Below are 13168 nucleotides of genomic sequence, written 5' to 3'. Positions count from 1 at the left end.
TCCCCGGGGCCGCGGGCGCGGCCCCGGATCGGGTTCTCTCGCTAGTTCCACAGCTTGAACTGGATGGTCTGGACCTCCGGATCGATGTAGTCGACCTTGTACAACACGATGTATCGGGCGTCGTCCGGAACGTGGCGCGCCAGCACGGTGCGCTGCTTGCCGCACGCGGTGACCGGATCGGTGTAGGTGAGGGAGCCGTCGACCAGTGGCCAGAATCTGACCCGGAAGGTCTGGCACCGGTCAGCCGGGTTCGCCGGATCCACGACGTGGGAGACGCTGATCGTCGTACAGCGCGAGGTCGGCGTCGTCAGTTCCTCGGTGCCGACCCAGCCGGCTTCGTAGAAGCCCTTGTCCGGTCGGAGCGGGACACATCCGCGGTGTGCGGGGGAGCGCAGCGCAGAGGTCACCGTCCGCACCGCCTTGTCCACGACGGTTCGCCAGGCGGCGTACCGGGTTTCCCCCGGCTCGGCGGTGGTGTGAATGGAGATGAGGCTCCGCCCGAGCCGGAGGACGTACCCGTATTGCCTGGTGCCCGCCAGATGCAGGCCCGCACCCGTACTGGAGGTCTCGAACCGGACGGCGCGCCTTGCGCCCACGGTGGTCTGCTCCCACAGGAGCATGTCCTCGTATGCGGTGTCGTCCCGGCCAGGCGGCGCGGCCACCCGCTTGGCGTTCAAAGCGGTCAGCGGATATTCGCTCTCCGGGGGAATCGTGAACGTGTCCGGGTGGAACTGCGCGCAGACCTCCCCCGGACGTATCTGGGTGGTGTACCAGGTGCCCGGGTATCCGATGGAGTAGTCCTCGGTGTCGTTGACGCATCGCTTCCAGCCTTGAGGCAACGATGATCCCGCTGCCGGCGGGGAGTGTGCGGCTCGCGAGAGGGCGACCGGACCAGTGGAGCCGGAGGTGCCCGACACGGCAGCCGGCGGCAGAACCTCCACCGCGCCGGCCGCTGCTGGTCGGCCGCACGCCCCGACGCCGAGCGTGCTCACGCTGACGGCGACGGCGACGGCGACGGCGACCAGCAGACCGGACCGGGAGGTACTCGGATGGTGCGTTCGCATGACATGTCTCCCTGGGTGCTTGGAACCTTTACCTGATTGGTCACTGCACCCGGGGCTTCGGTTCGCTCCAGCGTCTGTCAGTTTCACCCGACCCGATTCGACCCGGCCGAGCGGACGGTCCTGCCGGCACGGCTGCCGCCGGTCGGATGAGTCGAGCAGCTCACCCGGCCACTCCGCGGGGGATCCGATCCTGGCGAACACCGTCTCGCTGACGACACCGTTCGCTGTCTACCTCCTCGGTGAGCGGATACACGACGTCGCGCCCCGGTGATCGAGACGATGGGGGAGCAACTACGAGCCCGGCTGAGCCGCTACCGTGACCGGATCGTCCGCTGAGCGAAGACGACGACTCGACTGCTCCGCCGGTTTCGCCGCTGCACGAGGCCGCGTCGCACGTACGGCGGGGTGGCCCTCGGCGCGCAGCGGAACGAGTTTCGGCGCTGGCGCGATGCCGGATGGTCGCCGGATGAAAGTCCGCGCGTCCTGGAACGCGAACTGGATCACCAGAGTCGGCTGACCGCCGGTCGACCGGGAGCCGGCCCAGTGCGAGGATCGCAGGGTGAAGCGACACCATCCGCCTCCCGCGCGCGTCGGAGGATCATGACTGAGGCTCGGCGGCACCCTGACAACCTGCCGCCGGTGATGCGCCGTCCGGCGGAGGAGGTCACCTTCCCGGCGCTGCCTGAGGACGACATCGACGACCTTTACGACAACGCGCCGTGCGGTTTCCTGTCGACGCTGCTGGACGGGACGATTGCCAAGGTCAATGCCACCCTCCTGGACTGGCTCGGTTACTCCCGCGACGCTGTGGCCGGCCGACTTCGCTTCGTGGATCTGCTGGCGGCCGGCAGTCGCCTCTATCACGAGACGCACCTCGCGCCGCTGCTGCAGATGCAGGGACAGGCCGGCGGTATCGCGCTGGAGTTGCTCACCGTCGATGGAACAGCGCTGCCGGTTCTGGTCACGTCCACTGTCAAGACCGCCGATGACGGCGAGCCCATCTTGATCCGTACCACGGTGTTCGACGCTCGCGAACGGCGCGCCTATGAGCAGGAACTGCTCAGTGCGCGACGCCACGCCGATCAAGACCGGGAACGGCTGCGCCTGCTCGTGACCGGACTGCAACGCAGCCTGTTGCCGGCCAAACTGGCAGTTCCGCCGGGCATGGTGACGTCTGCCCTCTATCACATGGCATCACCCGACGAGGTGGGCGGCGACTTCTACGATCTTTTCCCGCTCGCCGCCGGCCGGTGGGGATTCTTTCTCGGCGACGTACGCGGTAAGGGTATCGGCGCCGCGGCAGTTACCGCCGCCGCCCGCTATACGCTGCGAGCCGCCGCCGTCTACGATCCGGAACCCGCCGCGGTGCTGGCGAACCTCAACGCCGTGCTCTATCAGGACTATCGCGATCAGGGACATCGGCACTGCACTGTCATCTTCGGTGTGCTCGAAAGAGAACGTGCGGGGTATGTCGCATCGATAGCCTCCGGTGGGCATCCGCCCGCCCTGGTGGTCCGGGCGAACGGCGTCACCGAATATCAGACCACCGAAGGCGGCACCCTGATCGGCATTCTGTCCACGCCACGGGTGGTGACTCGTACGATCCGGCTGAATCCGGGCGACACATTGATCCTTTACAGCGACGGACTGACCGAGGCGCGCACCGCCCCGCACGGTGATCGCTTCGGCGACGAGGCGCTGCGCGATTTCATCGAGAGTCAGGGGCCTACCGAGGCCACCGTTGCGGTTCGCTCCCTCACCGACCTGCTCGCCGGCTTCGAGGAAGTCGATGACGACGTCGCCATCATGGTTCTCAGTGTTCCGGCGACTGACCCGTCAGGTGCCGCTTCCAACGTCCGGCTCGGTCAGTTCGCCGGGGTCGATCCGAAGAGTGGCGAGCAGGCCTCCGTGCCGGGATACATCGATACGCTCGGGTAGCTCCCGGTCGACGAAGTCTGCTCGCGCGTGCTGACCGCGCTCGCGAAGAACGGCCACTACAGCTGCCTTGGAAATAGTCATGGTGTGCTTTCTTGAGTAATTTAGCCGGTTGGCGTCGACCCCGGTGCGGAAGGTCGGGCGGCCGGCCCGCGACCATCAGCTGCGGCGCCGCTTTGCACCACGCGCGAGGCCGCCGAGCTCGCCCGCTTCATCGACCTGCGTCACTCCGAGATCCGCCCCGCGACCGGAGAGCCGGTCGAACCGGCGACTTTGCGCTCGATCGCTTCCTCCTTTGAGTCGCAACACGTACGGCTCGGCTTTCTCCGCCCCGACCAGGTCCTCGAACTCGCGATCGCCGCCGCCGACAGCGCGAGCTCGGAGCCGGCGGCCGCGCAATGGCAAGCGGAACTGGCACTCTGGGCCGGCAACAGCCGGATAGTGGATCGGCCGGCGGGCGTCTGCCCACCGTGTCCGGCGGCCGCGATCGGGCCGGGACCTTCGCCCTGCTGCACGGCCCTCGCGATCACCCGACGGACTGGCTGCATGCCGGAGAGGCGCTGTCCGCGGGCTCGCTGGTCGCGTCGACGCTCGGCGTGTCAGTGCTGCCGTTCAGCGCGCCGATCGAGGTCACGGTGGCTCGCGAAGCCCTGGAACGAGTCGTACTCGAACTGGGCTTTCCCTATCTGATGGTCAGCATGGGCCGGCATCGGGCCGAGTAGCCGCCGGGGTGGGAACGGAGACGGCCGACCGCCCGGGAGATCACGCGATGTGCGGATCTCGACCAGGGGCGGCCGGCCGCCGCCCACCCCGGCAACCCGGAACGGTTGCCGGGTAGCCTGGGCGGAGGCGACGGCTGTCTTCCGCCTACGGACCCTTGGTGCCCTGCTCCGCGTCGAAACCGACGCGCTGATTTCCTCGGGAGAGCGGAAATCGGAGTTCATTTCCTTACGACTGTCGAGGGCTGCGCCCTGCAAATCTGCGGCCGTTGTGTCGATCACCTCGAAAGAGGACTCCGGCGAAACGAGAAACGCCTGATCGGCAGAAACGCGTGTCAGGCGCAGGGAACGTCTTGGGAAACGAATGCGGCAACGCGGAAAGACTAGCACGAATATCCGACTGCCGTTCGGCCGAAGAGCGCCGGGTTTGATTTCGAGGCAGCTGTCGCTCGAGCCGGCCCGCACGGCGATGCCGTGCCGGGCCGACTCGTACGTTTGGGATCATCGGGCCGGCTGGTGCTGTCAGCGCCTCGGCTATGTGGTGAGCGTGGCGGCGGGCGGGCCACCACGCAACCGCTGCCGCCGAGCTTCCCTTCCGCCTTCAACCGCGCCGCACGCTGTGCCGCGGCTGCTCGCTCGCACAACTGCCCTGCAAGAAGAGCCGCTCGTTGGGCAAACTCAAACCGTGGGTGACACCCGATGGATCGCCATCGGCGCCGGCCGCGGCGGCGTGGGCGCGGTCCGCAGTCCGGTGAACCGGACGCTCGTCGAAGGAGCACGCCACGCGCTTCGCCGCCGGCACTGACGCCGCCCTCGGGCGCGGCCTGGCCCTCGGCGATGAAGGTGAGGTCTTGGACTTTTCTCCGTCGCCCGTTCGCGGTCTGCGGCACCCCGGCAGTCGTGCCCGCTCGCTGACCCGGGTTGAAGGTTGACCCGATGGTGAACGTCGATCTACGGCCGGTTGCTATAGCGTTGTGTTGCGCGGGGAGGTTTCTTCCTCGCCAGCTGCTCCAGTCCTCGGCAGTGGGCCCGTACTGACTGAGTGCTCGGGAGCGGCCGTGCTTGAGGATGACCGTCTTGTTCCGCCGGATCATGCACACGTCGATCGTGGCCGGCTCACGTTGACTGCTGCCGGGAATCGGGACCGCGCGACGCCGCTGAAGCCGCCCTATCTGCTTACCACCCTGACCGATCGTCGCGGTGTAGCGGTGGCCGTCACCGGCGACGCGACCACCGCAGTGATCGAGATGGCCCCCCACGGCGGATGGACTCCGCACTTCGGCAACCAGATCTCCGCCTGCCTGCGGCTGTGTCTGGCCGGCCCCTCCCTGTCCGTCATCATCGACCTGCATCACCTCGACGATCCGTTCGGGCTCAGCATGCCGTTCTGGATGGCGGCGTGGCGCCGGGCCCGGCTCGCTGCGCCGCCGGTCAGCCTGGTGTTCTGCTTGCCCGGCACGAGCACGCTGGGCAGGCGGTTGCGCGTTGCCGAGGGGCCGCGGCCGCGACTGTTCACCGGCACGGCGGAGGCGCGTCTCGCCATCGCCGCGCTGGTGTCCCAGACCGACCGGCTGCAGGCACGGCTGACGCCGCGGCCGAGTGGTGTACGCGCCGTCCGCGACCTGGTGACGGAGGCTTGTCGCGACTGGGAGCTGGCCCATTTGCTGCACGATTCCTCGCTGATCGCGTCCGAGCTGGCCACCAACGCGGCCGAGCACGCCGGCACCGACTTCGTGGTCACCGTGTCCCGCCGGGCCCGCCGGTTGCATGTGGCGGTGCAGGACGGCGCCACCGGATTTCCGCGTCTGCATCGACCGGCGTCGGCCGTCCCTGCGGCATCCCTGCGCGGACGCGGTCTGCTGCTGGTACACACGATCGCCGCCGCTTGGGGGGGCCATGCCCACTCGCGGCGGCAAAGTCGTGTGGGCCACGCTGATATGACCGGCCGAACCCGATCGGCCGTCAGCTGGACGGCCCGTCCGTATGGGAGGGTCCGCGATCAGTGGGGAAGTATCCGGGCGGCGAGGCCGGGTTCGGCCGTGACGGCATGCGCGACGTCAGTGAGTTTGTGGTTGTGATTACGGGCGAATCGGCGGATCGCGGTGAACGCCTCGTCGACGGAGACGCCGCACGCCTGAGCGACCGCACCCTTGGCTTGTTCGATGACGATCCGGCTGTTGAGCGCGCCCTGCAACTGCTCGGTGAGGATCTCGCCCTGGCGGATCGTACGTTTCTGCAGGAGACCGATCGCCGCGATGTCGGTGAGGGCCTGCATGATCGGTACGTCGGCGCCGGTGAAGTCGCCGCCCTTGGTGTCGCCGAAGACATTCAGCGCGCCGATCACCCGCTGGCGGACCCGCATCGGGAAGGCGTGCACCGACTCAAAGCCCGCCGAGGTCGCGCGGGGAGCGAAGCGAGGCCAGCGGCTGGCGGCCGCCGCGAGATCGACGTTGATGACCGGCTGTCCGGTGGTGAACGCCTCCAGGCAGGGTCCTTCCTCGTTCTGCAGCTGGAAGAGCTCGAGCAGCTTGGTGTTCTCGTCGGAGGCGGCCATGAACTCCAGACGGCCGCGCGGGTCGGCCATGACCAGTCCGGTGGCAGCGGCGCCGACCAGGCTGGTGGCTCGTTCGGTGAGCATGTGCAAGAAATCGATGAGGTCGAAGTCGTCGACGAGAGTGTCGGCTGCCTCGACGAAGATTGCCGCGAGTCGTTCCGCGGATACGGTCGTCATGCCAGCCTCCCGGCTTGCCGTGCGCTGTCGCATTCGGTCATGAAGAGTCCTTTTCAAGGCGCAGGCGGCGGGTGACGATGTCCCGCGCCACGTCATCGAGGGGGCGGCTTTCGGCGTAGGCGTGGGCGCGCATCCGGGACAGCGCCTCGCCGAGGCTGACGCCGAGCTGGACCATGACCATGCCTTGCGCCTGGAACAGCGCCGCACGGTGCCCGACGTCGGCGGGCTCGCTGCCGGGCGTCACGGTGCCGTCTTCGGCCCCGCGTTGCCGGTCGAGCAGCGCCTCCACGGTCACGTCCGCGAAGGCGAGTGCCAGCGGAAGTTCCTCATCGGTCAGCGGGCCGGTCCGCTGCCGGAATACGTCGAGGATACCGAGGCGGGCGGCGCCGACCTGCAATGGGAACGCGAACACCGCCCGCACACCGTCCTGTACGGCGGCCGAGGCGTAACTGGGCCACCGGCGGTGCACCGCGCTGCCGCCGAGGTCGGTGACCAGGACCGGCCGGCGTGTGGTGAACGCGTCGATGCAGGGTCCCTCGCCCATGACGAACTGCAGGTCCTCGGCGCGTTCGCTCAGCGGGTCCGACGCGGCGCAGACCCCTCGCGTGCCGTCGTCGGTCATCACGCTTATCCCGACACCCGATGCCGACAAGGCGTGCGCGGCCGTGCGGCATACGTGGCGCAGGAACTCACCGGTCGCCATCCCCGCCTGCGCGGAGGCGGCGACCAGGCGGCGGACGGCCCTAGTCGACTCATCCATCGCTTCCGCCATCGGGAGTTGCCCCGTCCGGCCTGCGGCCTGATTGCCTGTTCGACGCCGTACGTCGCATAGCCGCACCCCTTCCTTCGGGTGTCGCCGAGGCCGAGGCAGCAGGTCCGCAAGAAGCCTACCGTGCCGGCGGAGTCTCGCCGTTGGCGCGGCGAGAGAACCGTCGCCGGCAGCCCGCCGTGGGGACGGCCTCGCAAGCGGCACGAGCGGACCGGGCGGAGGCGGTGACCGCCTGCGGGGTCCTCGTGAGCATCTTCTGCAGCGCGCGGCGGTGCATCAGGCGACCGGGATGATCAGCGTGCAGCTCTCATTGCCGGTTGAGGACGCGCTGGCGCGGCTGCGACCGCGAGCATCGGCCAGCATCGGACTCTCGCCTTCGCCGTCCGTCACCGTCTCGGCCAGAAGAAGCTCGGTGACTTTTCCACGTCCGGGCCGTGCTCGGCCATCGATCGTTCCACCCGAGATCGGTGGTCAGCGCTATCCACACGGATCACGGCCGACCCCGAATACGCGCATACACCGGTCCACCATGACGGGACCTCCGAACCTGCCACCGAGGCGTCCACCCGGACGTGGACCCAGCATCACAAGCTCTTGGCATCCCACCGAGCACGCCACCGGATACGGCAGCTGTTCCACGACTCTTCCCCGAGGGGACATCGGCTTCTTCAGGCCCCGCATCAGGAACAAGTCCTACAGCACCCTCCCTGGCGACCACAGGCTCCATGACAGGTACGTCAGCGCGGTGTCGGCGTCGTACCTGGCCCGGCGACGCCGGGTACCCCCGGGTCCTGACGCGGACGTTCGATGGTCTGAGCGGCCGTCAGCCGCATGCTGCGCGGCGCGGCCGTCTGGGTCGCGTGGCGACCCAGACGCAGCATCAGGTACGGGCAGCCGAGCTCGGGTATCACGCGTTGCAGGATCTCCCGGGCGCCGGCGTGTTCGATCGGTGCGCTGAACGGCAGGACGGACACCCCGAGGCAGGTGGCGACGAGGGAACCGGCGGACAGAGCCTCGCCGGCGCGCAGCCAGTCGAGGTCCTCATCACGGGGACCGTGCAGGACCGCGAACGTCGCGGCTCGGTCGTGCTCGCCGTGCGCAATGGGCGGCGGCAAGCCGTCGGCGACGCCGACGATCCGATCACTGCCGGTCCACAGTGCCAGCTCCGCATGCCATTGGGCGTCGGCCGTTTCGATGTTGTCGGCGCGGGCTGTCGCCACCGTCAGTCCGAGTACCTGGTCCGGGCGGAGCACGCCGAGGCGGACGTGCTGCGCCTCGAAAGCCGCCCTGATGGTGTCCAGATCCTCCGGGCCGATCGGGTCACCGGTGACCGGGCGCGGGTCTGTGTGCCGCAACCCGATGGCCCGGGCCAGGCCGGCGGTGTCCGAGCTCACGGGGGCGGCTCCGTCGATGTGCAGGCGCGCGAGGTGGAACGGGTCGGCGGCGTCCGGCCGGCGGGTCACCGTGACCCGCCAGCCCCGCGCGGCGAGGGTAAGCCGGGCGTGGTGCAGGGCGGCACCGCAGCCGATCGTGGCGAGCCGCCGGTCAGGCTCGCGGAGATCTGCCATCCGGGTGTGGTCCGTGAACAGGTCCAGAACGCCGTTGCCCACCCGCCATCGCCACGGCTGTGTGTTGTGCGCCGAGGGTGCCTTTCCCGCCGCGGCGACCGCTCGGTAGAAAGCCTCGTTCATGATGCGGCCGCTGGTCGGGGGTACGACGCCCGGCGAGGCCGCCATCATCGGGTTGCCCGCGTGCGTGGCGGGCCGAGTCCGCTGTCCTCGGTCTCCGGGATCTGCTCGCCCAGGCCGGGTCCCAGCACATCTGATGGTGGCCCGGGCGGTGCCACCCGCAGGGTGAACGTTCCGCCGTCGGCGCAGATGACGGTCATCATCGCCGGCGATCGGCCGGCCAGGTAGCCCACGGTGACGACGCGGCCGGCCGTGAAGAGGTGGTGAGGCCGGGTAGCCCAGTTCGCGGCACCGAGCAGCAGCCGCGTCACCGGTCCGCGGACCTGCTCGAGGACCGGGACCAGTACGCGTAGCTCCGCGTTGAGATCCGTCACGCTCGGCCACCAGGTGCCGTCGAGCAACGTGTAGTGAAGCCGGGCCGGCTCGAGTCGTACAAGGGTTCGGCCGGTCGAGGCCGGCGATTCGGGCGGGGTGATCAGCGATGCCATGGACATTCCCGTCGTCCGGGACCAACGCAGGCGCCTCCTGCCCCGATGACAAGGGGCCAGGACGAGTTCCACCGAGGCCTTGAGGAGCGCTGCGGCGTCTGCCGGGTCAGCGCACGCCGGCCGGGGCCGGCACCGACGGCGGAGCCATCGGTCGCGATATCACTGTACGCGTGTTCGACGCCGGGAGCGTACGGTGGAGTAACACCGGCTTCTCGACGTTTCCCGACGAGCGCACGTCGCGCCCGATCTCGATGGCGCGGATGTCGTCGACAGAGAGGCATCGTCATGACGCAGACCACAACTGTTCCGGCCGCACGAGCACCGGATGACGCCGTACGCCTGCGGTTGGACCCGCATCCTTCCCGGACCACCGTCCTCGACGGGGCCTGGTGGCCGCGATCGACCGATGCCGTCGCGGAGCTCCCCTTGCTGGTCGAGGCCGTGGCCGGGCTCCGGGGTGAGATCACGCACGTGCTGCTGAACACCGCCGAGTGGGACACGCCGCATCCGCGGCGGGCTGCCGTCGGCCACCGGGCGGTGCGGCTTGGCTGGTTCACGTCCCAGCCCGCCGGATTGGTCACCATCATGTGCGAGTACGGGAACGACCGCTTTGACCTGCTCGTCGTACCGCCTGACGCGAGCCAGGCATCGGCCGACATCGTGTCGACCGCTGCGGCGGATGCCACAGACAAGCGCCGCACGCCCGAGCTGCTGGCCGAGATCGAGCACAGCGGCTGACCTTGGAGCCGGGTGCGGTCCGGACATGTCAGCGCCAGGCTTCTCGAGGACCGCGCACGGAGCGTCGCGAGTTGGAACCCGCCTGATGCGGCATCGGTGGATCGGTGCTGTCTCGATCCAGGGCAAAGACAAGAATCTCGCAGGGGCCGTCGCGGGCACCGTTTCAGCGTTGGCCGATGCCACGACGCGGCGGCGAGTGTGGAAAGCCGCATCGTCGCGCGACGGTCGCTGTTTGGTCACTGCAGGGTGCCTCCCAGGGCGACCGCCTCGGGGCGGACTCACGCCGTGCGGCGCCGCCTGCGCTGATCGCAGCACCGAAACCATCACCGGAGTAGCCGGAGGTGCAGTCGACGCCCACGCCGTGAAGCGCTCGAGCCTGTTCCCGGGCACAGTGACCGGTCCAGACGCGCAGAAATCCGAGCCTCGCACGGGTAGATCCTCGTGCGTCGTGCGATTTCCGCCGTTGATCGGCGCCGATCGGCAGCGGAGGCAGCCAACGGGTCATCACCGGGGATGGTTACGCCGAGCACGCGCAGCGGCCGTGCGCGCCAAGATGGCCGGCCAGAGCGAGAGATAGGTGGCGTCATCAGCCGCTGCCGCGCCTTGCCGGCCGGCGGGCCTTCGTGGGCGGCCGGCGTGGGGGAGATCGGGCTACCGCGCCGGAGCGCGACCGGCACGGCGAGCCCGGCTACGCCTGACAAGGCGGGCACCGGTGCCACTCGACGTCATCAGCGTCGAACAAGTCGGATCCACGGTTCTCGTCGGCGACCGTGCCCGAGATGTCCGCGCAATCCTTACCGACTCCTTACCGATCGTTTCCGCGCCTATCCAGACAGTGACGGATATCGATACGTTCCGATTGCGTGACGGTGCGTCACGCGACCGGAGAAGGGAGTATCGGGGTGCGGAGAACACTTGCCTCGGCCGGCGCCGTGGCGTTGACCCTCGGACTGGGGAACGGGGTGGCGACACCCGCCCACGCGGCGGCAACGGGGCCCGACCGTCTGCCCGATCGAGCCGCCGCCCTGGCCAGGGCCGAGCGGGCCCTGTCGGCGCACCGCTCTGCGATCAGGGCCGCAACCGGCGAGAAGTATGCCGCCGGGCGCATCATCATCGACCCCTTGGGCGCCTCGCATGCCCGGTACGAACGCACCTACCGCGGTCTGCCGGTGCGTGGCGGCGATTTCATCCTCCATAGTGATGCGTCCGGCCGGTTCGCCGGGGCGGACGTGGCGCAGGCCGCGCCGATCTCGTTGCCGGACGTCACGCCCCGCAAGAGCTCGGCGCAGGCGGTCGCGGCGGCGAAGCGCGGCTTCCGCGGTGAGGTGAAGGCCGTAGCGGCCAGCACGCTGATCGTGGATGCGGTTCGTACTCCGCGGCTCGCCTGGCGCGTCCGGCTCGACGGGACGCGGCCGGACGGGCAGACGCCCAGCAAGGAGAACGTCATCGTCGACGCCCGCACCGGCGCGGTGCTGGAACGCTGGGACGAAGTCCGAGTCGCCATCCCGGACGAGCAGGTCGCGGCCGCCGCGGCGATCCGGTCCGCGCCGCTCGCGGCCGCCGAGCCACCCGCCCCCGGGACGGGCCGCGGCGTCATCAACGGGATGGTGCCGCTGGACACCACGCGGACGCAGTACGGGCCGTACGCCCTGCAGGATCCGTCGCGCGGCAACGGCCTGACGTGCACGTTCAGCGCGATCAGCGGGTGCTTCACCCTCGAGGACAAGGACAACGCATGGGGCGACGGCACCCAGGCCGACCGTGCCTCGGCGGGTGTCGACGCGCACTACGGAACCGCGGTGACGTGGGACTACTTCAAGGACGTCCACCGTCGCAGCGGCATCCGCGGCAACGACAGGGGCATCCGCTCGCAGGTTCACTACGGCTCGAACTACGCCAACGCGTTCTGGGACGGCGAGAACGTGACGTTCGGCGACGGCCGCGACAACGCCCACCCGCTCGTCGCGCTGGACGTGGTCGGCCACGAGATCAGCCACGGCTTGACCGACTCGCTCGCCGGCCTCGGGTACAACGACGACTCCGGCGGTCTGAACGAGGCGACCAGTGACATCTTCGGCACGATGATCGAATACTCGGCCAACAACTCCGAGGACCCCGGCGACTACGAGATCGGCGAGGAGGTCGATTTGTTCGGGGACGGCAGGCCGCTGCGGTACATGTACCAGCCGAGTCTGGACGGCCGTTCGTTCGACTGCTACCAGTTCCCGTGGCCGGACTACGACCCGCATTACACCTCCGGTCCGGGCAACCACTTCTTCTACCTGCTCGCCGAAGGCTCTTCCGGCGGTCCGCAGCCGAGCCCGACCTGCAACGACTCCATTGTCACGGGCATCGGCCGGGACAGCGCCGCCAAGATCTGGTTCCGCGCCCTCGACGCGTACTTCCGCAGCACCGAGACCTACTACCAAGCCCGCCCGGACACCCTGCGGGCAGCGGCAGACCTGTACGGCTATTGCGGCGCCGAGTACAAGGCCGTGCAGGCGGCCTGGTCCGCGGTGAACGTGCCCGGCTCCGACGCTGTCTGCACCGGTCCGGACAGCCCGCCGCCCGTCGAGCCCCCGCCGGTGCAGAGCAACTACTTCGACAACACGACGCGCACCCCGATCCCCGACGGACCGGCGGGCCGGGTCGAGTCGCCCATCACCGTCAGTCGACAGCCCAGCTCGACGTCGACCCTGCGGGTGCACGTACTGATCAGCCACTCGGAGCCGCCCGACCTCGTCGTCGACCTCATCGCACCCGACGGCACCGCCTACAACCTGCACAACCGCCAGGGCGGCTACTACGACAGCATCGATCGCACGTACACCGTCGACGCGTCGTCCGAGCAGCCGAACGGTGTGTGGAAACTGCGCGTCATGGACAAGAGCAGCCGTGACACCGGCACGCTGCTGAGCTGGTCGTTGCAGTTCTGACCGAGCCGGGCCGTGGTCCCGCGGGCACCCCGCCGCTCGGCGACCGCGTGGTGCGCGGTGGAGTCCTTGTGGATCTGCCAGTGCATGCCCAGCGTGTTCT

10 protein-coding genes are annotated in these 13168 nt (G+C 69.2%); 5 read left to right on the top strand and 5 right to left on the bottom strand.

All coding sequences use genetic code 11. From position 1 onward, the window contains the following. Positions 1-41 precede the first annotated feature (41 nt). Entirely contained in the window at positions 42-1064 is a 1023-nt protein-coding gene (locus AB0J80_RS37535) for a hypothetical protein (RefSeq protein WP_364714496.1), read from the bottom strand. 600 nt (positions 1065-1664) lie between these two features. Here AB0J80_RS37535 and AB0J80_RS37530 point away from each other — a divergent pair. From AB0J80_RS37530 to AB0J80_RS37520, 3 genes are all read left to right on the top strand, one after another. Continuing rightward, positions 1665-3002 (top strand): SpoIIE family protein phosphatase, encoded by a 1338-nt coding sequence (locus tag AB0J80_RS37530; RefSeq protein WP_364714495.1) that lies wholly within the window; start codon positions 1665-1667, stop codon positions 3000-3002. A 467-nt stretch (positions 3003-3469) separates the two neighbouring features. Then, complete coding sequence (locus tag AB0J80_RS37525) at positions 3470-3721, top strand: hypothetical protein (RefSeq protein ID WP_364714493.1); 252 nt, start codon at positions 3470-3472, stop codon at positions 3719-3721. 1055 nt (positions 3722-4776) lie between these two features. Beyond that, positions 4777-5796, top strand: a complete 1020-nt coding sequence (locus tag AB0J80_RS37520) for an ATP-binding protein (RefSeq protein ID WP_364714491.1) — start codon at positions 4777-4779, stop codon at positions 5794-5796. Here AB0J80_RS37520 and AB0J80_RS37515 read toward each other — a convergent pair. From AB0J80_RS37515 to AB0J80_RS37500, 4 genes are all read right to left on the bottom strand, one after another. Beyond that, entirely contained in the window at positions 5718-6482 is a 765-nt protein-coding gene (locus AB0J80_RS37515) for a GAF and ANTAR domain-containing protein (protein ID WP_364714489.1), read from the bottom strand. The two genes, AB0J80_RS37520 and AB0J80_RS37515, sit on opposite strands and share 79 nt — an antisense overlap. Positions 6483-6486: 4 nt before the next feature. Beyond that, positions 6487-7209 carry a GAF and ANTAR domain-containing protein gene (locus tag AB0J80_RS37510; protein WP_364714487.1) on the bottom strand — a complete coding sequence of 241 codons (723 nt, stop codon included), beginning with the start codon at positions 7207-7209 and terminating at the stop codon, positions 6487-6489. Between the two features lie 746 nt (positions 7210-7955). Then, positions 7956-8909, bottom strand: coding sequence for a nitroreductase (locus AB0J80_RS37505; protein ID WP_364714486.1), 954 nt, complete (start codon positions 8907-8909; stop codon positions 7956-7958). 44 nt (positions 8910-8953) lie between these two features. Further along, positions 8954-9394 carry a DUF5994 family protein gene (locus AB0J80_RS37500; protein WP_364714484.1) on the bottom strand — a complete coding sequence of 147 codons (441 nt, stop codon included), beginning with the start codon at positions 9392-9394 and terminating at the stop codon, positions 8954-8956. A gap of 45 nt (positions 9395-9439) precedes the next feature. On the opposite strand from AB0J80_RS37500, the gene AB0J80_RS37495 reads away from it, so the two are divergent. Next, positions 9440-10132, top strand: a complete 693-nt coding sequence (locus tag AB0J80_RS37495) for a DUF5994 family protein (protein ID WP_364714482.1) — start codon at positions 9440-9442, stop codon at positions 10130-10132. 902 nt (positions 10133-11034) lie between these two features. Then, on the top strand, positions 11035-13068 hold the full coding sequence (locus AB0J80_RS37490) for a M4 family metallopeptidase (protein ID WP_364714480.1): 2034 nt from the start codon (positions 11035-11037) through the stop codon (positions 13066-13068). The last annotated feature ends 100 nt before the right edge of the window (positions 13069-13168 follow it).

Origin of the sequence: Actinoplanes sp. NPDC049548, assembly GCF_040676695.1 — a bacterium.
Lineage (GTDB): Bacteria > Actinomycetota > Actinomycetes > Mycobacteriales > Micromonosporaceae > Actinoplanes.
The sequence above is the reverse complement of the archived record's forward strand: the minus strand, read 5'-3'. Positions and strand labels throughout refer to the sequence as shown.

Excerpts from the sequence above, each read along its gene's own strand:
- AB0J80_RS37535 (WP_364714496.1), bottom strand. The coding sequence starts at position 1,064 with ATGCGAACGCACCATCCGAGTACCTCCCGGTCCGGTCTGCTGGTCGCC.
- AB0J80_RS37530 (WP_364714495.1), top strand. The coding sequence starts at position 1,665 with ATGACTGAGGCTCGGCGGCACCCTGACAACCTGCCGCCGGTGATGCGC.
- AB0J80_RS37515 (WP_364714489.1), bottom strand. The coding sequence starts at position 6,482 with ATGCGACAGCGCACGGCAAGCCGGGAGGCTGGCATGACGACCGTATCC.
- AB0J80_RS37510 (WP_364714487.1), bottom strand. The coding sequence starts at position 7,209 with ATGGATGAGTCGACTAGGGCCGTCCGCCGCCTGGTCGCCGCCTCCGCG.
- AB0J80_RS37505 (WP_364714486.1), bottom strand. The coding sequence starts at position 8,909 with ATGAACGAGGCTTTCTACCGAGCGGTCGCCGCGGCGGGAAAGGCACCC.
- AB0J80_RS37500 (WP_364714484.1), bottom strand. The coding sequence starts at position 9,394 with ATGGCATCGCTGATCACCCCGCCCGAATCGCCGGCCTCGACCGGCCGA.
- AB0J80_RS37495 (WP_364714482.1), top strand. The coding sequence starts at position 9,440 with ATGACAAGGGGCCAGGACGAGTTCCACCGAGGCCTTGAGGAGCGCTGC.